This window comes from Pseudomonas fluorescens (genome assembly GCF_000802965.1).
Lineage (GTDB): Bacteria > Pseudomonadota > Gammaproteobacteria > Pseudomonadales > Pseudomonadaceae > Aquipseudomonas > Aquipseudomonas fluorescens_A.
Genome location: NZ_JSAK01000035.1, coordinates 30,570 through 50,657 on the forward strand (window position 1 = coordinate 30,570; position 20,088 = coordinate 50,657).

The window sequence follows — 20,088 nt, forward strand, 5'->3', positions numbered from 1 at the left end:
TATTCAGGCACTGAACAGCTGGCTGATTTGTTCGGACAACGCGGCTACGTCCTTGCCCAGCAACCAGTCCAGCGTCAGGTAAACACCCACGCAGACCAGCGCAATCAGCGCGAGGTAGAGCCAGAGGGGGACTTCATGGCGCAGCATCTGCGAGACCTGGTCTGGCAGTGCCCAGTCGGGCGAGAGTGCCTTGGGTGTCTTGCGAAAACGCGCGATGTCCTGGCCCAGGGTATTGGCCAGGTAACGCAGCTGGTCTTTTTGCCCAAGGCTGAATTTGCCTTCGAAACCCAACGCCAGGCACAGGTGGTAAACCTCAAGCACATCGAGGTTCTGTTTCACATCGCCACGCAACGAATCGATCTTTTCGAAAAAGCCTTCGCCGGCCAGGTGCACGCCGAAATAGCGGAACTGCAAGGGCTGCAATTCAAAGTGGCGGCGCAACTCGTTGTCCCCGGAGCGCAACACGCTTTCATCGAGGAACGCACACAGGGCGTACTGGGTGTCCTTCACCTGTTCAACACTGTAATTGGCGCTGCGGGCATCGCTTTCCAGTGCCTTGAAGAAGGTGTCGACGCTCGCTTCAAAGGCGCTGACCGAGGTTACTTGGCGGCCCTTGCGCACGATCAGCGCCATGCTGATGAAGTCCTGCACCAGGTCTTTTAGCGTCGGTTTTTCACGGGCAGCCGCAACGGCGCCTTGCAGTACGGCTTCGGTCATTTGAGTACCGCCATCAGTTCAAGCTTGAGGTTGGTGAACGCACTGGGCGCATAGAAAGAAATGGCCTGGGCACTCATCATTCGTTCGTAGACCCGGCCGTGGGGCTCGATGGAGAAGTAGTGATTGTCCAGTCGCACCGGAATCGCATTGGGCAGGCGGGTCGAGTGATTGAGCGTGACGCCCGGCATGGCGCTGTTGACCACCACTTCGATGTCCTCCGGCGAGCCGACCTTGAACGCCCGCGGCACCAGCTCCAGCAGGCTTGCGCCCGGCATGTCGGCGTGCACGGAAATGTAGAAATCCGCCTCCGCCAGACGTGGATCGTGCAACTGCCCTTGCCAATACGAAGGTTTGGTTTGCGTCAGGTTGATCACCACGCACTGGTTCGGCACCACGTTGTCGAGCAGCACGCGAATCATCTCGTCGAGCTTGACCAGCGAGGCGGCCGGGTCGTGGTGGTCGTACTCGGGGATGTCGTTGAGTTGGGTGTCCAGCGAAAACGTCAGCAGCCCGCCGGCAAGTTCTGCCAGGAACAGATACAAACGCTCGGGGTGCAAACGCGGGTGCGCGAGCAGGTGCGCCAGGCTCGGATGGGCACGGTTCACCGTGTTCAACAGCCAGAACAGGGTCACGTCGCTCGAACCGAACTCGGCGATCTGATCCGCACGCTCGCGACGACGGCCGGACAGCGCCTTGCTTTTCGATTGCAAGGCACCGAGCAAACGCTTGCCCAGCCCGATCAGGGTGTCATGGGTGCCCAGGTGCAGCGTCGGGTGCACGAAATGCCCGTCGAGGTTGAAACCGCCGATGTTGTTGCGCGACAGCCGGGCAATCGGGCACCAGGTGTAGCCATCCAGATTGTCGCCGTCGATCAGCATCACCACGTTCAGACGCAGGCTGGTGATTTCGTTTTCCAGGTCGCCTTCGTTGAGGTCCGGCAAGGTGTCGAACTGCTTGCGAAAACGTCGGCCGGTCTTTTGCTCCTGGCCGTCTTCGACGTAATTCAGGCCGAAGGGCTCAGGCAGTTTCAGCGCGGCGTAGACCTTCAGGTCGTTGCCTTTGAGCAGGTCCTTCAAGTCGCGGGCCGCCGGCAGCGGATCATGCTGCGGCGCGTCGAACAGGCTGCCGTCGGGAAACACCAGTTTCAGTCGCTTGAGCTGCAGGGAACCGGTGGCGAGGGCTTCCTCGTCCACTTCCAGCAACTGCACGCCCCAGTGAAAGGGTGTGTTGCGCAGCGTCGCCTGCGCCAGCTGATGCTGGTGGAACTCATCCTGATACTGGAAATGTTGTGGCAAAAGGAACATGCCTTCGGACCACATCACCCGGCTTTGCTTACTCATTGAGCGCCTTCCAATAATGAATTCAATTTTGAGTCCAGCGCTTTTTGCGCGGAGCCGGCGGCCTGGTCCTGAGCCTTTTCAATCACGACGTCCTGAACCCGTAGGATCAGCGTTGGCTGGGCCGGTTGCTCGGGCAGGGCGGAGGCTTTGGCGAGCTGCTCTTCGGTCTTGGGTTTGTTCAGCACGTCGACGCCGCTGACGGCGGACACCGTGTTGTTGTCCACCAGCACCCGCAGGCCATCGGATGAGAACCAGATGCCGTCCTTGCGCAGGGAGTTGGCGTCAAACGCGACCTTCCAGCGGCTGTTCTCGTCAGTGCGGAAAAAAGCCGCGACGCCGACATAACCTGCGGCCTTGTTCAGCGGCCATTTGTCGACCTGGCCCATGCCCGGCAACAAGGTGATTTCGCGGTTTTCGATCAAGGTATTGCCGAGGGCCTTTTGCGGGTCGTCCCACAGCGAGTCGGCATCCACCGATGCAAAGCGTTCCAGCGATGTCAGCTGGTACACGCGAAGCACCACCGAAAGCGGTTTGCCGGACGCGTCGGGATTGAGCTGGTTGCCGCCGTCGGACGTCAGGATGACCTTCTCGTTATCCTCGAACAGCATGTCGCCGGCCCAGGTATTGTCGACCCGCTTGCCGACTCGGTCGGTGACGCCACAGGCGCTCAGTACCGCCATCATCGCCACCGCCGTCAGGCATTTGGCCAACGCCGTTTTTTCGGGACGCTTCCCTGAATATCTCTTGTCCATGACCACTACCTGTAAATGCCCGCTCAGATCAGGCGATAGGCGAAATCGCCATCGCTGCCCAACTCGATGTTCAAACTCTGAATCGGTTTGTCCTGCGCCATGCGCTCCAGCACCCGTTGCGCCAGTTCCGGCATCAGGGTCTTGGACAAAATGTTGTCGATGTTGCGGGCGCCGCTGTCGACCTCGGTGCAGCGCGAGGCGATGGCTTTGACCAGCGCCTCGTCATAGCTGAGGACGGCCTGATGGTTGCGCTCGAAACGCTGGCGAATGCGCTCCAGCTTGAGCGCGACGATGCGCTCCAGGATCGCGTCCTTGACCGGGTAGTACGGGACGATGGTCAGGCGGCCGAGGAAGGCTGGCTTGAACACCTGATTCAACTCGTCACGCAGCCCTTCGACGATCGCTTCCGGTGTCGGTTGCGGCTGTGCATTGAGGCACCACTGCATGATGCGGTCGGTACCGGTGTTGGACGTGAGGATGATCACGGTATTGCGGAAGTTGATCTCGCGACCTTCGCCGTCATCCAGCACGCCTTTGTCGAACACCTGGAAAAACAGTTCGAGCACGTCCGGGTGGGCCTTTTCCACCTCATCGAGCAGCACCACGCTGTACGGCTTGCGTCGCACGGCTTCGGTCAACACGCCGCCCTCGCCATAACCGACGTAACCCGGTGGCGAGCCCTTGAGGCTGGAGACCGTGTGGGCTTCCTGGTACTCGGACATGTTGATGGTGATGACGTTGCGTTCGCCGCCGTACAGGGTGTCGGCCAGCGCCAGTGCGGTTTCGGTCTTGCCGACGCCACTTGGGCCAAGCAACAGGAACACGCCGATCGGTTTGTTCGGGTCTTCCATGCGCGCGCGGGAAATCTTGATGCGCTTGCCGATTTCGTGCAGCGCGTGGTCCTGGCCGAGCACGCGTTCACCCAGCAGTGCAGGCAGGCGCTGCACGGTTTCGATTTCGTCACGCAGCATCTTGCCTAGGGGAATGCCGGTCCATCCGGAGATCACTTCACCGATGGTGCCGCCATCGACCAGGGCATGCACCAGCGGTTGCTCGCCCTGGACGCTGGCCAGTTCGGCGCGTACGGCGGCAATCTCGATCGCATCGGGTGATTGATTTTCCGGGTGGCTGAGGGCACCCAGTTGCTCCACCAGTTGCAACTCGCGTTGCCATTGTTGCTCGAGGGCGTCGCGGGTTTGCTGTTCGCTCAGCAACTCGGCGTTGAGGGTGGTCAGGCGTCGGGCATGGTCGCTGCCTTTGGCGGCTTCCTGCTGCAGTACCGAGATTTCCGCCTGCAAGTTGTCGATCTGACGCTTGCAATCTTCCAGCGGCCCCGGCTGCGCCGATTGCCCCAAGGCAACCCGGGCGCAAGCGGTGTCCAGCACGCTGACGGCTTTGTCCGGCAACTGGCGCCCAGTGATGTAGCGATTGGACAGGCGCACGGCCTGCACCAGCGCTTCGTCCATCACCGTGACTTTGTGGTGTTCCTGCATCTTGGCCAGCAGGCCACGCAGCATGTGGATCGCCTTGTCTTCGTCCGGCTCTTCGACCTTCACCACCTGGAAACGGCGGGCCAGGGCGGCATCCTTCTCGAAGTACTTCTTGTACTCGGCCCAGGTGGTCGCCGCGATGGTGCGCAGTTCGCCGCGAGCCAAGGCTGGCTTGAGCAGGTTGGCGGCATCGTTCTGCCCGGCCTGGCCGCCCGAACCGATCAGGGTGTGCGCTTCGTCGATAAACAGGATGATCGGGTGCAGGCTGCGTTTGGTTTCTTCGATGACTGACTTGAGGCGGTTTTCGAACTCGCCTTTCACCCCGGCACCGGCCTGCAACAAGCCCAGGTCCAGGGTGTGGATGGCCACGCCTTTGAGCACTGACGGCACGTCACCTTGAATGATGCGCAGCGCCAGGCCTTCGACCACGGCGGTTTTGCCGACGCCGGCTTCACCGGTGAGGATCGGGTTGTTCTGGCGGCGGCGGGTGAGGATGTCGACCATCTGCCGCACCTCGAACTCGCGACCGAGCACCGGGTCGATCCGGCCTTCGCGCGCACTTTGCGTGAGGTTGATGGTGTATTGATCGAGGGCCGGGGTTTTGCCGTTGCCTTTCACCGGGTTGGCGCTGGAGCCGCCGGAAGTGTCCAGCGGCTTGGCTTGCTTCGACTCGGCACTGCCTTCTACCAACGCGTTGAGGTTTACGCGCAAGTCGTCAGCGTTGATCTTCTCCAGCTCGGCCGCACCCGCGATCACCACACGGCGCAGCTCATCGTCATCGAGCAAGGCTTGCAACAGATGACCGGTACGGATCTGCGCCTGGCCGAACTCGATGGAGGCCAGCACCCACGCCTGCTCGATCATGCGAGTCAGGTGCGGGGACAGCGCCGGGGTGCGGGTATTGCCTTTCTTGAAGGTCCCCAGTGCCGTCACCAATTGCGCCTGCAAGCGATCAGGCACCACGTCGTAATGGCGCAGGATGGCCGGCAGGTCGTTGTCGTTGCTGTCGAGCAACTGCAACAACAGGTGCTCGACTTCGACATCGTAGTGGTGTTCCGACAGACAAAGCGCCGCGGCGCTTTCGGTGGCGGTGCGGCTGGTGTCGTTCAGCTTGGCGAACAGGGACTTCAGGTTCACAGGGAGACCCCATCAAAAGGAATGTGGAAGAGCGCGCAACGGGTGGGTTCCACGTCGACGCCTGGTCGTTTGAGCCAACCGAGCCGGCCCAGCGAAACGTTGCCCTGGCGACCGAGGCGGGCGACGGGTACGGCTTGGGGTTTGAGCTTGGGCGCCAGCTGGAAGTCGAGCTCGGCACCGACATAGAAACGCACCAGTTCCAGCAGTTTCTGGTAGTCGTCGGCGCCCGGTTGCAGGCGTTGATAGTCGGCCAGCTCCAGTGGGCCCGTTTCGATGCGCACGCAGGATTGGTAATCCCAGACCCGGTTGCCGGCGACGGCGCTTTGCCCGAGCACGGCGTTCTTGCGACCCAGTTGCGTGCATTGGCTGGCATCGAGTTTCAGCCAGCGCCCGGCAAACGGCTTGACCTTGAACGGCAGCGAAAAATAGAAGCTGAGCATCACTTCCAGGTTCAACGCATTGCGTGGCTTCTGGGCGAACAGGCCGGAGAAATAGCTGAACAATTCGCGGCGCAGGGGCGAGCCTTGTTTGTCGAATTTCTGCTTTTGCGCCTCGGGGCCGAAACCCACCAGGTTGAGCAGGTAACGGTCGAAATCCGAGCTGCCGTTGCGCTCGTACTCGATGTAAAACTTGTACTTTTGCCAGGCCTCGTAGAACAGCGTGGTCATGCGGTGCGAAAAGATGTCGAGGAAGGCGTGCGCCGCGTCATCCCGGTACTGGATGTGTCGCTCGATCAACAGCTCGGTGTACGGGCGCGGCAAGACACCTGACGGCCCCACCAGACCCATGAACGTGACTTGCACCTCGGACAGCGGCAGGCCGGCCACGGACACCTTGCCTTCGCGCTCGAACTGCAAGTCGCTGACTTCACTGGCCGGGAAGTTGAGCGACAGCTGCGAGCGAAAACGCAGAGGGTCTTCGTGCGGTCGGGTTTCCAGGTCCATGCGCCCGGTTCTGCTGTAATGCAGGCGAAGCAAGCGCACCAATTGGAAAAACTCGAATCGGTGCGGCTCAGCCCGTGCCTGGTCAATCAGACCAGAGGTTGATCGCCGGTTCGCGGTGGCCATTGGACGACTCTCTTTTCGCGCTGCAAGGTGCGAAGGGTTAATTGGGTAAAGCTGTTCATGGAGCAGTACTGACCAAAGAAGTGATCGAGCACCATGCCGAACAAAAACACACCGCTGCCGGTGTATTGGCTTTCATCGAAATTGAGGGTGATGCCGACGCCGCGCACGAAGTTCGGCCGCGGGTGACCGATGCGTGCAACCACCGGTTCGCTGCTCACCGAGACGATGCCGTTGATCTGTTTGCGGATGGCCGACACATTGCGGTAGTTGTAGAGCGACAACAGCTCCAGCAGCACTTCGCGACCACGGGAGACCAGCGACATGTGGTTCAGCGACAGGTGCGAAATCAGCCGCCAGATCACCCCGTTGCCCAACGGCACGCGGGCGGTGGCGGTGGGTTTGCGCAGGCAGCGGATATCCTTGATCACCGAGTTGCCGGGAATATTGAAATCGCCGCGCTCGCCCCCGAACGGCAGCATCAGCGGCAAGTCACGGTTGCTGCAGGTCAGGCGGATGCTCAACGTATCGTTGTTGGCCTCCAGCAAACCCAGTTCGCGATCCACCACCCGGATAAACACGTTCGAGCCATCGCGCTGGCCGGTTTGCACCGCACGGCGCCGGGCAATCCAGAAACTTTGGCCGGGGCCTTGATCGCCCCGGGGTTCGAAAAACGGATGGCAAGTGCCGACCTGATCGATACCACCGACCTTGCGCACGCGCCGCACGCGATCAATCGACACCACTTCCGCCGAACTTTGCAGGCGCACATCCGGCGTCACTGCGTATTCGTGCTGGGCGTGAGTCAACTTGACCGGCTCGGCCTGCTGGCGGAACAGGTTGATGATCGGCGTGCAATTTAGTTTGAAGTTATTGCGCCCGATATTCTGTGTCAGGCGCGCCAGGCGATCGCTGAGGTCGTAGTCGGAAAAGTAGAAATTGACCTCGACTTTCTCGATCTCCTTGCCCGCCAGAATGCGCGCGAAACCGGACAGGTCAAAGAACATGAACTTGTCGGGGAAGGTGAAGTATTCGTGCAGCAAGCGGTAACCGAGGAACGAACGTTCCGAGTAGTCCACCAGGCCTTCGTCCAGGCTGTAACCGACGGCTTTCAATGCGCCGGCGGGCAAGGCGACCTCGCGGGTGCGTCCCTGATCTTCGAAGGTCAACGTGGCCTTGGCCAGGTTGTTGAACAGCAGTTCGTACAGTTGCAGCATCAACGTGCTTTCGCCGTCGAGGAAAAACCGCAGGCTGTCGAGCTCCATCTTGCCGAACATCACATCGGACGTCGCCGCCAGGCCGATGCGCAAGCGCGCGACCAGGTCAGCGCTGTGGCCGTTGAATGCCGAGCGTTCCATCTCGATGAACGACGCCTGTTGCACCGCCACCGGCCACAGTTCGACCGGGTAGCAGGTGCGGAATTTACACACCACGCCATCAATCGGATTGGCACTGAGCTCGGTATGCCGGGGGACGCGGAAGGCTTCGGTGACTTTTTCCTGCTTGCCCAGGTTGAACTCGACGATCGACATCGACGGGGTAGGGCGCAGGTAATGCGGGTACAGCACTTCGAGAAACGACTCGACGATTTCCGGCAACTCGTCGTCGAGTTTTTTGTGCACCCGCGCAGAGAGGAACGAGAACGCTTCGATCAAGCGCTCGGTATGCGGGTCTTCGCAGTTATCGCCCTCTATGAGCAACCGCGAAGCAATTTTCGGATACTGGCTCGCAAACTCCTGGCCCAAAAAGCGCAGGTGCGACAGTTCCTTTTCGTAATAGGGCAGCAGATCGTCGAGCATCAGTTGAGGTTCTGCACTTTGTATTCCTGGGTGTTGACCTGCAGCACGGCGTCGAAGGACACCTGCCGGGTGACGTCTTGCAGACGCAAGACCGCATCCACGCGAAAGGTCAGCATGCGTTGGCCGGTCTGTTGCGCGAGCAGTTGGACTTTGACGCTGCGAAAACGCCGGTCGCCGACCGTAATTGCCTTCTCCAGTTGCCGCTGGATCAACAGGCGATCCTTCGGATCAAGCACGCTGCGGCTGGTGAAATCCGGCATGCCATAGTCGAGGATGCTACCGCTCAGGTTGACGAAACCGTCCAGCTCGTTGGCGACCAGGGACTGGCGAGTGTTGACCAGGATTTCAAGGTCGCGAACGATGCTGGCCTTGTAATCGGCCAGCGAACACAAGCGTTGCGATGACGCTTCGATGGATTGATGCGGACGATCGTCCAGCAATCGGTCCAGCAGCGATGGCAACAGCTTGTGTTGACTGGTCATGGTGCCTTCCTGGCAAAGTGTTCGATCAGCCGCGGGTTGATTGCGGCAATTCAGCGACCAGACGCAACGAAGCGGTCAGTTCGTCCAGTTGATAGTGCGGGCGCAGGTACGTCACAGCCTTGTAGACGCCTGGTTTGCCTGGCACCTCGAACACCTCGGCACGCGCCTCGCGCAACGGGAACTTGGCCTTGGCTTCCTGGCTCGCGGTGTCGTCCAGCAGCACGTAGCTCGACAGCCACTTGTTGAGGAACAGCTCGACGTCTTTGCGCGAGGCGAAGCTGCCGATCTTGTCGCGCATGATCGCCTTCATGTAGTGCGCGATGCGCGATGTGGCGAAGATGTACTGCAACTGCGCGGAAAGGCGGGCGTTGGCGTTGGCAATGTCGGTGTTGTACTGCTTCTGTTTCTGCGTCGACTGGGTGCCGAAGAACGCGGCGTAGTCGGTGCCTTTGCAGTGCACCAGCGGAATGAAACCGAGGTCCGACAGCTCTTTCTCACGGCGGTCGGTGATGGCGATTTCAGTCGGGCACTTGAGGGCGATTTCGCCGTCGTCGGTCTTGAATGTGTGGGTCGGCAAGCCTTCAACCAGGCCACCACCTTCGACACCCCGGATTGCCACGCACCAGCCGTAACGGGAAAACGCATCGGTGACCCGGGTGCCCAGCGCGTAGGCGGCGTTCATCCACAGGTATTTGTTGTGGTCGCGGCCATCGACGCTTTCGACAAAGTTGAATTCCTCGACCGGCGTGGTATCCGGGCCATACGGCAGGCGACCCAGCACGTGGGGTAGGGTCAGGCCGACATAGCGCGAGTCTTCGGAGGCGCGGAACGACTTCCACTTGGCGTATTCAACGGTGTCGAAAATCTTCGCCAGATCCCGTGGGCCGGACATGTCGGTAAACGAATCCCAGCCAAACAGCTCAGGCGAGGCCGCCGAGATGAACGGTGCATGGGCGGCCGCCGCGACGTGGGAAATCTCTTCGAGCAGGTACATGTCTTCCGGGCTGCGGTTGAACTCGTAGTCCCCCAGCAGCATGCCGAACGGTGCTCCACCGAAAGTGCCGTACTCTTCTTCGTAGATCTTCTTGAACAGCGCGCTCTGGTCGAATTCGGAGGCGGCCTTGAGGTCGCGCACCAGGTCTTTTTTCGACGCATTGAGCAAGTGAATCTTCAGCGTGGTGCTGGTTTCAGTCTGGTCGACCTGATACTTCAGGCCGCGCCAGGACGCTTCCAGCTGCTGGAATTCACTGGCGTGCATGATCTCGTTCATCTGCTCGGAGAGCATCGCGTCGATCTCGGCGATGCGTGCATCGAGCACAGCGATCAGGTCCTTGCTCGGCGTCATTTCGCCTTCAAGGATCTGGTTGACCAACTCGCCGATCAGGTCGCGGGTGCGGGTGCGCTCGGTCTCGGAACGGGCCACGCGGCTTTGCGAAATGATGCTGTCGAGCAGCGAGGATTGCGCGGTGAAGTTTTCCACTTCAACCAGTTCGCTGTCCTGTTGAGTCACGGTTTGCTTGTCGTTCATCGTCAGGCTCCTACGCTTTGCCGTCGGTGGCTGGAATGGCGGCTTCGCGACCGAATTCCTTGCCCAGGGTTTTCAACTTCTCGGTGTTCTGCAACACGTCCATGAGCAGCTCTTCGAGCTTGTCGTTGCCGCCCATCTTGTTGCGCAGGTCTGCCAGCTTGTTGCGCACTTCCAGCAGCTTGCGCAGCGGCTCGACCTGCTTGACCACGTTCTGCGGTTCGAAGTCTTCGAGGGCGTTGAAGTTGAGCTCGACACCCAGTTGCGTGCCGTTTTTTGCCAGGGTGTTGTCGACGCGGTAGGTCAGGCGCGGCTTGATGCCCTTGAGCACGCCGTTGAAGTTGTCGCGGTCGATGAAAATGAACTTGCGGTCCTTGAGCTTCGGCAGCGGCTCCAGCGGGTTGCCGGAGAAATCGCCCAGCACACCGACGACAAAGGGCAGCTCTTTCTTTTCCTGAGCGTCACCGATATCCACGTCGTAGGTGATATGGACCCGAGGCGCGCGAACGCGGTCGAGTTTGTGCTGGGTACTTTCCTTCTTCGCCATCGTGATCTCCTGTGCGAACAATTCGCTGCAAGTCGTTTGCGTGTCGGTTCAATGGGTGGCCGAGCGCGTTACGTTCCTTCGATCGTCAGCAGCAGGCGCTGACGGATTTCATCGTTCATGTCCATGATGTTTTCAAAGCCCACCAACTCTTCGAAGCTGGTGTTGCCGGCGATCTGGGTGCTGCTGCGGATCACCGCCTCGTCGGGCAATTGCGAACGAACCGGCGAGCTGATGACGCAAAAGGGCAGGTCGCCGAAGTCCTTCAAGCGTTCGAAACTGACGGGGAAGCGCAGGCCTTCGAGCAGGCGGCTGATGCCGGGCGACTTGCTCAGGCAATAGAACAGCACCAGGTAATGCACCACGAAGCGGTACAGCTCGGCGCTGCTGCGATTGGGGTCTTTGATGACGGTACGGAAGCGCGCCAGGTCGAACGAACTGAACCCGACCACCCAGCGCACGGGGCTGGTGATGCGGATGGTTTGACCGCTTTGGGACAGCACCTTGTCGTACTCCAGCGCATACAGCTGAGGAGTGGTGCTAAGCAGGTTGAGCGGCACTTCGAGTTCATTGACCAGTTGGAACGGAGCGCCCGAACCGATGCGGTCGTAGAGCTCCTTGAGCTCCTTGAAATGGTGTTGGGTCTCGCGCCCGCTGCTGCGTTGCGCACCCTGCAGGTACTCACCGAAAAACGTCTGCGGACGAATCAGCAAAGCCAGGGTCGCCAGATAATCCGAGGCCTGCGCCTTCAGCGCATCGGAAATGGCCCGGGTCTGGCTTCGCAGCTTGATCAATGCTTCAACATCAAAAAACGCTTGAGTCATCGGTACATCGTCCTTGAACACTCCACGCCTTCCTGGATCAAAACCGGAGCATGTCGAGTGACTTGATTCTCAAATGGGCATCTGCCCACGGGAGGTTAATTACTGGTAATCGTCATCAGAGAAACACACTGCCAGGAATAACCGGGAGTGTGATGCTGGCAAATGAATATCGAGTTGCCAGTAACGCCGTGTATGGCAACGCGTCGTATCGAAAAGTTCATTCGAGAACGGATTTTTTCTCGTTTTTGTTACACGCCGCAATGATGTCGGCTTGCCATTACTTGTGGGATGTGTCTGTCGGATAGTTCCGAAACCCAGTTAATTCAATGGTTTCAGGCACGCCGAGGATCCAATTTTTAAATGAAAATAATTTGAAAAAGGTGAACCGGTTCACCCAGATCCGGATTGACTGGTGTTTACGGATTTATTGCAGTGCAAGTGTAATATTAATCGGGAGGGGATGATGGCATTGGCGCGTGGCGGGAATACCGTAGGCGTTCTTTTCGCGGATTTTGTCAGACTGTTCCGGACGACCGAGCCATCTGGGCTTTCAGTCGGAGTAGCGTCGGGGATTCTCCGCCTGTCAGTTCGATTTTAAACTCGGCAAAAGCCAACTCAAGTTCTGCGTATTGCTGCAAGCCGTCTTCGGTGAACAGAAAGCGACCAGGAATATCTCGCCACTCCAGAGGCGTGCGGATTTGATCACGTTCAGCCCGGTCCATCAGGGGCGCCAACTCTTGATCCAGTTTGGCTATAGCAGGGTCCACTGCCTTCAATGCATCGATGGCCGACCGTAGCTTCAGGGCTGTTTCTTTCAGTTTTTCGATATCCATGGGGACGGATTTTTGTGGGTTTTATTACTTGCCACAATGATGTCTGCTTGCCACTACTTGTGGGATGTATCTCTCAGATAGTTCTGAAGCTCAACCAGTTCAATGGTTTCGGCAGGTGATGGATTCCTGAATATAAAATAGCGGCTTGACACTGTGTGTTGCATAGGTGTCTCCTTTCGCACATGCCCGGATGACGAATTAAGAAAATGTGACGTAGTTCTGTTTTTTTGAATTTCTTCGGCACCTTTTCGGCAAAAGGATTGTCGCAGCCACGGGTCATTGTCCGTCGTTGGTGATTCGGGAAGACAACTCGCAACAGCGGTTTTTTTGTGGTGGTTGATGAGGTTATGCCCTTTGAATGGCGCATGACTCATGGAAGGTGGGTCGGTTGTTGCGCGGAGCCGGTTTTGCCGAAGATCTAGCCGGTAAGGCGGTATCAGGAGAAAGGAACATGGATGAAAGATTTTTACCCTGCACAGTGGCTAACCCTAATGGATCGCGCCAACAAGCCGGATTGATGGGTAGTGGTAATCTTCCCTTTCCCAGCGAAATTGCCTCGCGGGCATTTCCCGCGCCGCCAAATTTTGCCGGTTACTATGCGACCAATGATTACAATGCGGCGATGTTTTTGGCCCATGAACTGGCCTCGCCAGACTCCGATATGTCGCCGACGGAAGCGCAAGGATCCTTGCAGTTACTGCGTTCGCTAATCAGGAATTTGTCTTCGGCGCCGGATGTTTCAATCGAAGCATTGAAAGATTTACAGAATGCCGCCATGGCTATCCCGGAAGTTGGGCCCCTGATGTTTTCTTCGGCCAACTTGCCTGGCACGTTGGTCGGTGTCGGTACAACCGTCGCTGCGTTATCCAAGTCCAAATCGGTTGTAGACCTGCTGGATCTCTCTCCAGCCGATAAGAAAAAATTGATCAAGTGGGCCAATAATCGTGGAAAAGCGAACTCAACCTCGGCTAATAAAACTTTCAGAGGCAAGATAAAACTGATTCGGGTTGCAGGTCAGCTGCACTTCGAGGTGCCCATTACTGCCCAGGCGCAAAGTTACAAGGTGCTCGGTCAGGTAGGGGCCCAAGTCGCTCATCTTCCGGCTTATGGAACCAGAGGGGCACTTAATCAGCGGGCAATGCTTCACGCGGAAGGGGCGACCCGAGGCCTGAAGTTTATGTCGGGTAATACGGTAGGGTTTGCGTTGGCGATTGGTCCGCAGGCTTATATGGACTACACCAGTTCGACATCGATGGACGAGTTCTATACGAAATCTTATGAAAACCAACCTACTAACGTCGCCGCGTTTGCGGGGAGTTTGATTTTTTCAGCTATTGCGGGTTCGTTGGGCGCGCCGTTGGTGATAGTTTTTGTAGTCGGTATGGTGGCTGGTACTGCCGTTCAATCGTTTATGGGTCATAGTGGTTTAGATAAAGAAATTGCGGACCGCCTTAAAAATTGAGAGTGCCAAATGTTTGATCCCGATGCATACATGATTAAGAAACTTCCGTGGCTCGTGTTTTCTGCGGTGGCATTTACCGGAATTTTTAAAATTTCTGGGTTGCCGTACTACTGGTATATGTATTTTTCGCTTGTTTTTTTGATGCTGGGTGCAACTTTGTATTTGGCCTATCGATGTGAGCGTTATACAAGTTTTGTGTTGGTAACGCTTTGTGCAGGGCTGTATTCGCTTATGTATCTTCTGTCTAGCTTAAGTTACTTGCTTTTAAAGAAGGATTCAGAGGTTGGGGCGATGGGTGCAGTCATTGCCGGGGCAGGTCCTATGCTGATAGTGGTGGCCGCGTTTTTGCTGATTTATTTTACGAAATCTCCATTTTTACCTTTCAAAATTGAGGATGGAAAAGTCGCTGCAGAAGATTTCAAAGCGAAGGATTTTGGTTTTCTTGGTGGTGTGCTAATAGGCGGCGCCACTCTGCTCGGTAGTCTTTTTATTAAATCTGTTGGCTCGTTTAGTGGTGGGACGGTTTCCATATTAATAGGCACGTGTGTGTGCGTGTATTTGCTGGTAAGGCTGCGTCACGTCATCCGCGGTATCCGCACACTTCGTCTGCGAGAGCGTGGCATGCCTGTTCCGTATACCTTCATGAGAATCGACGAAATACGCGAAGCCCGCGGTCGCTGGTGGCTGGGTCGATTGTTCAAATGGATGGGTTCCCGGCGTCAGTCGACAGGTTCCTGACAGCGCCAAATGGTATTGCGGCAGTAGCCCGAATATAGATTTCCAGGAGTTGCACATGACAATGGATCTTTCATCCCTGTTTACCGCGCAGAACCGGCGCCTGTTTAAACTGACCATGCCGCTCAAAAGTGGCCAGGAACTCCTGCTTGAATCGTTCGTCGGGCACGAAGGTTTGTCGATGGAATTCGGCTTCCAGCTTGACCTGCTGTCCGATGATGCCGGCGTAAAACTCAAGACCGCCATGGGGCAGTCGGCGACCATCGAGATCGAACTGGCTACCGGCGCAAGTCGCTACATCAACGGGCATGTTTTACGTTTCGGCAGTAATGGCAGTGACGGCGGGATGTGTCGTTATTCGGCACTGATTGGCTCCTGGCTCAGTTTGCTTGAGCAACGGTACGACTCGCAGATATTCCAGGACCAAACAGTCGAGCAAGTGATAACCAAGGTCTTCAGTCGTTATGAAGGGCTGGCCAAGTTCGAGTTCCGCATCAACCGCACGCTCAAACCTCACAGTTACATCACTCAGTATCGAGAAAGTGACCGGCATTTCGTGATGCGTTTGCTGGAACACGAAGGGCTGTTCTTTTACTTCGAGCACACCGCCGATAGTCACACGTTGATCATCATGGATGATTCAACGCAGTTGCCCGCTCTACCAGAGCAGCCCCAAGTGCGTTTTCATACGGCGTCCATTACCGAAACAGCGGATTCGATCACCCACTGGAATGCGGTGCGGGAGTTGCAGTCGAGCAAAATTGCAGTTCAGACCTTTGATTACCGCCAGCCGCAAAACCGTCTTCCAGTCAGTATGAACAGCCTCAATCAGCAGGGCGATGTTCCGGCATACGAGATTTACGATTTCATGGGGCAATACACCCACGGAACGTACGACGACGGCGAAGTGCTGGTGCGCAATCGCATTGAAGCGTTGGAACTCAGGGGTAAGGCGTTTTCCGGTTCGAGTAATTGTCGAGCGATGCGTCCTGGCTACACGTTCGACCTCGTACAACATTACGAGCACGACAATGGCTCTGTCGAAGATCGACAGTTTCTGCTGATGAACATCACCCATCGAGGCAGCAATAATTACCTGTCGGGTGGCCAGGCCGGTTACGCAAACAGCATTGTTTGCGTGCGCAAGAAAATTAAATTCCGCCCTCAACTGGAAACTCTGACCCCCACCATATCCGGGCCGCAAACCGCGATCGTCGTCGGCCCACCGGGTGAAGAAATCTACACCGACGAACTCGGCCGGATAAAAGTGCAGTTTCACTGGGACCGCTATGGCGAGTTCAACGACAAGAGTTCCTGCTGGGTCCGAGTCGCCCAGTCCGGTGCCAGCGGCGGTTTTGGCAGTGTCTTGATCCCTCGCGTCGGAGATGAGGTGGTCGTTGCGTTCCTCGATGGCGATCCCGACCGTCCGTTGATCATGGGCAGCCTCTACAACAGCCAGAACACGCCGCCATGGTCGTTGCCGGCCAACAAGACCCAAAGCGGTTTCCTGACCCGCTCGATGAAGGGTGACGGCGGAACGGCGAACTTCTTCCGCTTCGAAGACAAGTCCGGCGCCGAGCAGATCATCATGCATGCCGAGCGCAACATGGACACCGAGATCGAGGTCGACGAGACCCACAGTGTCGGTAGCAACCGCACGATCACAGTCGGTGGCACGCACACCGAAACGATCAAGAAAGACACGGTGATGAATGTCCAGGAAGGCTCGCTGACTATTCAGGTCGACAACCAGTTCATTCAGGTCAACGCCAAGCAACACATCATTCTTCAGGTAGGGGATAGCAGCATCACCCTCACGCCGGACGGCATCGAGATCAAAGGCAAGGCGATCACCACTACGAGTACCGGCACAACCCAGATCACCGGCTCCGAGGTCAGGGTCAATGACTGAGGTAGCGGCGCCATGATCAGAACCAGCCTCTACGATCGCATTTCCGAAAAGCGTATTGCCCAGGAAGAAGCTGCGCGCGCCGAACAACACAACGCGCCGGTCATCGAGCCCGAGCCGGAACCCGAGCCCGAGCCGGTGGTGGCGCTGCAAGACACGCCCAGCAGTTTCAACTTCGCGGGTTTCAATCTGGCATTCCCGACGGGTTTCCATTTCCGTGAGATCCAGACCACCGTCGAGCATGAAGGCGAGCCGGTCAGCCTGACGATCAAGCGTCGTGATGTGCTGCAGGGGCAGACGCTGGAGCAACTTTTCGAGGCTGCGGTGCAGGCGTTTCGCAAGGATCATCCGGACGTTCGCATCATCCGTCTGCGCGATGTCAGCGTGGCCGGCAGTGCGGCGAAGTCGGCGGATCTGCATTTCAAGAGCGGCCATGCCGATCGCCATGCACGTCTGGTGGGAGCGCTTGTGCCGGTCGTCGGGCGTGATGAGGTGCAATGGCTGAGTATCGCTTGCGAGATTGATCCGGCCCGGCCCGCGCTCAGTCTCTGGCTGGTTGATTTTGACGGCATGCTCGATGGCCTCGCGGCCCGCTGAAATGCCCATTTTTGAATTCAGGAATTTACATCACATGGATTATGAGTTGCAGGAAGGCAGCATCGCGTTGCCACAGGGTTTCCAGGATCGAACCGTTAACATGTTTGTGCTGGGGGCAAGTATTCCCGCGCCGTTGAGCATCACCATTTCCCGGGACACATTGCTGCCCGGCGAAGCGCTCAAAGCCTACGTCGATCGTCAGATCAAAATGCTGGCGTCCAAGCTGCGCGGCTACACGTTACTGGGCAAAAAAGCCGTAGTGCTGTCGACCACTGCGCCGATCGACGGTGTTCAAATCGATGCGTATTACATGACTGATGGCCGACCTTTCTACCAGCGTCAGGCAGCGTTTCTGATTGCCCCTGAACGCGCGATCATTTTTTCCACCACCGCCCAGGCTGACTTCAGCAGCGAGCAGAACCAGAACTGGATGGACCTGCTGGCGAGCTTTCAGCCGCGCCAGCCCGGGGACTCCAAGACCGACTCCAGCGCTCAGGAGTAACGGTCATGTTTGAAGCCGCAAGGTTTGGCGATGAACTGTCGCACACCAGTGCGTTGGGCGGGTTTCTCATTGGCGCAGCGCTTGGCATAGCACTGGTTGCCACGGTGGCGATCGCGACGTTCACCTGTGGGTTTGGCGTGGGCTTGTTGGCGGGTTTACTTGCAGGCGTCGGAGGTAGCCTGCTCACCGTAGCCGGGGAAAAGATCGGCAGTATGTTCTCCTCGCCCGCGGGGACCATCGTCACAGCGTCGCCCAACGTGTTCATCAACAGTCGCAAGGCAGCCCATGTCGAAAAGAGCACGGGCGCCTGTGACAAGCATCCCGGCCCGGTAAAGGTGGCGGAGGGTTCGACCAACGTCTTCATCAATGGCACAGCGGCTGCCCGCAAGGGCGACAAAATGACCTGTGGCGCGACACTCTCAAGCGGGTCGGACAATGTCTTCATTGGTGGCGGAACCTATCGCTACCTGCCAGTGGACGATGAGATTCCAGGTTGGCTGCGAACGACAGTGGACATCCTCATGGCGGTCGCCGGTGCAGCGGGCGGTATCGCCCATGTGCTCAAGATGGGGACTCAGGCCGGTATGAAAGCCGCAATGCCCTGCGCCTTAAGGTTCACCGCCGGCTTCGTCACCGGTGAGGTTGCTGCGCGATACGTCGCGGTACCGGTCATTGAACGAGCGATGGGTGGTATGGTCGGCAACCCTGTCGACGCCACCACCGGGCGCAAGGTCATCACCGACGAAACCGACTTCAGCCTCCCGGGCCTGATGCCCATTCAATGGTCGCGTTTCTATGCCAGCGACCTTGGCGTCGACAGCGTGCTTGGCAAGGGTTGGGTCTTGCCCTGGGAACAGAGCCTGCGTCGCAGTGGTGCTTTCGTTTATCTCACCGACAATCAGGGCCGCAGCGTTCCGTTCGTGGACGTGCAGCCCGGGGAGCGCATCTACAACCCCCATGAGCAGGTGCATCTGGTCTGCACCGAAGGTGGCCATTACCTGCTGCAAACCCTCGACAACACCTTCTTCTATTTCGGCGAAGTCGCGGACGACAACATCCCCGTGCCGCTGCAACGCATCGAAAATGCCCTGGGTCACTTCCTGCATTTCACCCGCACCGCCGAGGGCACGCTCACCGACATCAGCGCTACCGGTGGTGTGCGGGTGCACCTGCATTACGACCACCCGCTGGGTCGCATGACCGATGTCAAGCGCGTGGTCGACAACGAGGCCGTCGAAACGCTGGTGCAGTACCGCTACGACGACCACGGCCAACTCAATGAAGTAATCAATCGCAACGGCGATTCAATACGCCGTTTCAGCTACGTCGACAGCGTGATGGCCAGCCACAGCAATGCCTTGGGCCTGACCTGCAACTACCGCTGGGAACACCTCGACGGCCAGCAGCGTGTAGTGGAGCACTGGACCAGCGATGGCGAACGTTACCAGTTCCGCTACGACATAAAGGCCCGTACCACGTGGATCACCGATGTGCTCGGGCGTGAAGCCGAGATTCATTACAACGCCGATCATCGCGTCACTTCCAGCCGTGACTTCGGGGGCGAGCACTACGTTATCGACATTGATGACAGCGGCAACATGACGGGCCTGACATTGCCTGATGGCAACCGGCTCACCCTCAAGTACGACGAATACTCACGCCTGCTCGAAGAGACCGATCCGCTCGGGCGCGCGATCAAGTACCGCTATCACCACCTGACTACGCTGGTCACGCAGGTGGACTACCCGGACGGCAGCACTTGGCAAGCCCGCTACGACGACAAGGGTAACCTCATCGCCGAAATCGATGCCCTCGGTCACACCACTGAATACCTGAACGGCGATGATGGCCTGCCGCACACCATCATCGATGCGACCCGCAAATCCAAATACCTGTGGTGGAACACTCTGGCCCAGGTCGAGCGCTTCCAGGATTGCTCGGGTAAAACCACCACCTATCGCTTCGACGAACGCCAACACCTGGTTGCCGTCACTGACGCGTTGGGGCAGACCACCACACTGGAACGCAAACCCGACGGCGAAGTGCTGCGCATCCAGCACCCGGACGGCAGCGCCGAATCGTTCACCTACAACGCCCTCGGCCAGGTACTGACGCACACCGACGGCAAAGGCCAGACCACGCGCCTGCTGCGCACCGCCCGCGGGCTGCCGAGCAGTCGCCAGGACGCCAAGGGTCAGCGCATCCGCTACGAATACGACCCGGCGATTCGCCTGACCGCACTGATCAACGAAAACAACGCGGCGTACCAGTTTGCCTACGATGCGTCTGACCGGTTGATCGAAGAAAAACGCATCGACAACCTGGCGCGGCGCTTCAGTTACAACCTGGGGGGGTATCTGACCCAGGTTGACGAAA

The 20,088-nt window shown here is 58.1% G+C and carries 17 protein-coding genes; 6 read left to right on the forward strand and 11 right to left on the reverse strand.

The window, feature by feature from the left end:
* Positions 1-3: 3 nt before the first annotated feature.
* From icmH to NL64_RS26330, 11 genes are all read right to left on the reverse strand, one after another.
* Positions 4-717, reverse strand: a complete 714-nt coding sequence (icmH, locus tag NL64_RS26280; RefSeq protein ID WP_034150983.1) for a type IVB secretion system protein IcmH/DotU — start codon at positions 715-717, stop codon at positions 4-6.
* Positions 714-2,057 (reverse strand): type VI secretion system baseplate subunit TssK, encoded by a 1,344-nt coding sequence (gene tssK / locus NL64_RS26285; protein WP_034150984.1) that lies wholly within the window; start codon positions 2,055-2,057, stop codon positions 714-716. The genes icmH and tssK overlap by 4 nt, the downstream gene beginning before the upstream one ends.
* On the reverse strand, positions 2,054-2,809 hold the full coding sequence (gene tssJ / locus NL64_RS26290) for a type VI secretion system lipoprotein TssJ (protein WP_080758139.1): 756 nt from the start codon (positions 2,807-2,809) through the stop codon (positions 2,054-2,056). The genes tssK and tssJ overlap by 4 nt, the downstream gene beginning before the upstream one ends.
* A gap of 23 nt (positions 2,810-2,832) precedes the next feature.
* Positions 2,833-5,436, reverse strand: coding sequence for a type VI secretion system ATPase TssH (gene tssH, locus NL64_RS26295; RefSeq protein ID WP_034150985.1), 2,604 nt, complete (start codon positions 5,434-5,436; stop codon positions 2,833-2,835).
* On the reverse strand, positions 5,433-6,503 hold the full coding sequence (gene tssG / locus NL64_RS26300; RefSeq protein ID WP_034150986.1) for a type VI secretion system baseplate subunit TssG: 1,071 nt from the start codon (positions 6,501-6,503) through the stop codon (positions 5,433-5,435). The genes tssH and tssG overlap by 4 nt, the downstream gene beginning before the upstream one ends.
* Entirely contained in the window at positions 6,467-8,299 is a 1,833-nt protein-coding gene (gene tssF / locus NL64_RS26305) for a type VI secretion system baseplate subunit TssF (protein WP_034150987.1), read from the reverse strand. Before tssF ends, tssG begins: the two co-directional genes overlap by 37 nt.
* Positions 8,299-8,781 (reverse strand): type VI secretion system baseplate subunit TssE, encoded by a 483-nt coding sequence (tssE, locus tag NL64_RS26310; RefSeq protein WP_034150988.1) that lies wholly within the window; start codon positions 8,779-8,781, stop codon positions 8,299-8,301. The genes tssF and tssE overlap by 1 nt, the downstream gene beginning before the upstream one ends.
* Before the next feature lie 25 nt (positions 8,782-8,806).
* Positions 8,807-10,309 carry a type VI secretion system contractile sheath large subunit gene (gene tssC, locus NL64_RS26315; RefSeq protein WP_034150989.1) on the reverse strand — a complete coding sequence of 501 codons (1,503 nt, stop codon included), beginning with the start codon at positions 10,307-10,309 and terminating at the stop codon, positions 8,807-8,809.
* 10 nt (positions 10,310-10,319) lie between these two features.
* Positions 10,320-10,853 (reverse strand): type VI secretion system contractile sheath small subunit, encoded by a 534-nt coding sequence (gene tssB / locus NL64_RS26320; protein ID WP_034150990.1) that lies wholly within the window; start codon positions 10,851-10,853, stop codon positions 10,320-10,322.
* A 68-nt stretch (positions 10,854-10,921) separates the two neighbouring features.
* Entirely contained in the window at positions 10,922-11,674 is a 753-nt protein-coding gene (locus NL64_RS26325; protein WP_034150999.1) for a hypothetical protein, read from the reverse strand.
* A 515-nt stretch (positions 11,675-12,189) separates the two neighbouring features.
* Entirely contained in the window at positions 12,190-12,507 is a 318-nt protein-coding gene (locus NL64_RS26330) for a hypothetical protein (protein ID WP_034150991.1), read from the reverse strand.
* A gap of 451 nt (positions 12,508-12,958) precedes the next feature.
* Between NL64_RS26330 and NL64_RS26335 the strand changes: the two genes are divergently transcribed.
* The 6 genes from NL64_RS26335 to NL64_RS26360 all read left to right on the forward strand — a co-directional run.
* Complete coding sequence (locus NL64_RS26335; RefSeq protein ID WP_034150992.1) at positions 12,959-13,969, forward strand: hypothetical protein; 1,011 nt, start codon at positions 12,959-12,961, stop codon at positions 13,967-13,969.
* 9 nt (positions 13,970-13,978) lie between these two features.
* A complete protein-coding gene (locus tag NL64_RS26340; protein ID WP_052321312.1) occupies positions 13,979-14,707 on the forward strand; it encodes a hypothetical protein in 729 nt (242 codons plus the stop codon).
* 55 nt (positions 14,708-14,762) lie between these two features.
* Positions 14,763-16,616 carry a type VI secretion system tip protein TssI/VgrG gene (gene tssI / locus NL64_RS26345; protein WP_034150993.1) on the forward strand — a complete coding sequence of 618 codons (1,854 nt, stop codon included), beginning with the start codon at positions 14,763-14,765 and terminating at the stop codon, positions 16,614-16,616.
* Between the two features lie 12 nt (positions 16,617-16,628).
* Positions 16,629-17,210, forward strand: a complete 582-nt coding sequence (locus NL64_RS26350; protein ID WP_034150994.1) for a hypothetical protein — start codon at positions 16,629-16,631, stop codon at positions 17,208-17,210.
* A 34-nt stretch (positions 17,211-17,244) separates the two neighbouring features.
* On the forward strand, positions 17,245-17,712 hold the full coding sequence (locus tag NL64_RS26355) for a DcrB-related protein (RefSeq protein WP_034150995.1): 468 nt from the start codon (positions 17,245-17,247) through the stop codon (positions 17,710-17,712).
* Between the two features lie 5 nt (positions 17,713-17,717).
* A partial coding sequence (locus NL64_RS26360; protein ID WP_034150996.1) for a DUF6531 domain-containing protein occupies positions 17,718-20,088 on the forward strand: 2,371 nt, incomplete at its 3' end.

Excerpts from the sequence above, each read along its gene's own strand:
- tssG (WP_034150986.1), bottom strand. The coding sequence starts at position 6,503 with ATGGCCACCGCGAACCGGCGATCAACCTCTGGTCTGATTGACCAGGCA.
- tssC (WP_034150989.1), bottom strand. The coding sequence starts at position 10,309 with ATGAACGACAAGCAAACCGTGACTCAACAGGACAGCGAACTGGTTGAA.
- tssE (WP_034150988.1), bottom strand. The coding sequence starts at position 8,781 with ATGACCAGTCAACACAAGCTGTTGCCATCGCTGCTGGACCGATTGCTG.
- tssB (WP_034150990.1), bottom strand. The coding sequence starts at position 10,853 with ATGGCGAAGAAGGAAAGTACCCAGCACAAACTCGACCGCGTTCGCGCG.
- NL64_RS26335 (WP_034150992.1), top strand. The coding sequence starts at position 12,959 with ATGGATGAAAGATTTTTACCCTGCACAGTGGCTAACCCTAATGGATCG.
- tssJ (WP_080758139.1), bottom strand. The coding sequence starts at position 2,809 with ATGGACAAGAGATATTCAGGGAAGCGTCCCGAAAAAACGGCGTTGGCC.
- NL64_RS26330 (WP_034150991.1), bottom strand. The coding sequence starts at position 12,507 with ATGGATATCGAAAAACTGAAAGAAACAGCCCTGAAGCTACGGTCGGCC.
- tssF (WP_034150987.1), bottom strand. The coding sequence starts at position 8,299 with ATGCTCGACGATCTGCTGCCCTATTACGAAAAGGAACTGTCGCACCTG.
- NL64_RS26340 (WP_052321312.1), top strand. The coding sequence starts at position 13,979 with ATGTTTGATCCCGATGCATACATGATTAAGAAACTTCCGTGGCTCGTG.
- tssK (WP_034150984.1), bottom strand. The coding sequence starts at position 2,057 with ATGAGTAAGCAAAGCCGGGTGATGTGGTCCGAAGGCATGTTCCTTTTG.
- NL64_RS26355 (WP_034150995.1), top strand. The coding sequence starts at position 17,245 with ATGGATTATGAGTTGCAGGAAGGCAGCATCGCGTTGCCACAGGGTTTC.
- NL64_RS26325 (WP_034150999.1), bottom strand. The coding sequence starts at position 11,674 with ATGACTCAAGCGTTTTTTGATGTTGAAGCATTGATCAAGCTGCGAAGC.
- icmH (WP_034150983.1), bottom strand. The coding sequence starts at position 717 with ATGACCGAAGCCGTACTGCAAGGCGCCGTTGCGGCTGCCCGTGAAAAA.
- NL64_RS26350 (WP_034150994.1), top strand. The coding sequence starts at position 16,629 with ATGATCAGAACCAGCCTCTACGATCGCATTTCCGAAAAGCGTATTGCC.
- tssI (WP_034150993.1), top strand. The coding sequence starts at position 14,763 with ATGACAATGGATCTTTCATCCCTGTTTACCGCGCAGAACCGGCGCCTG.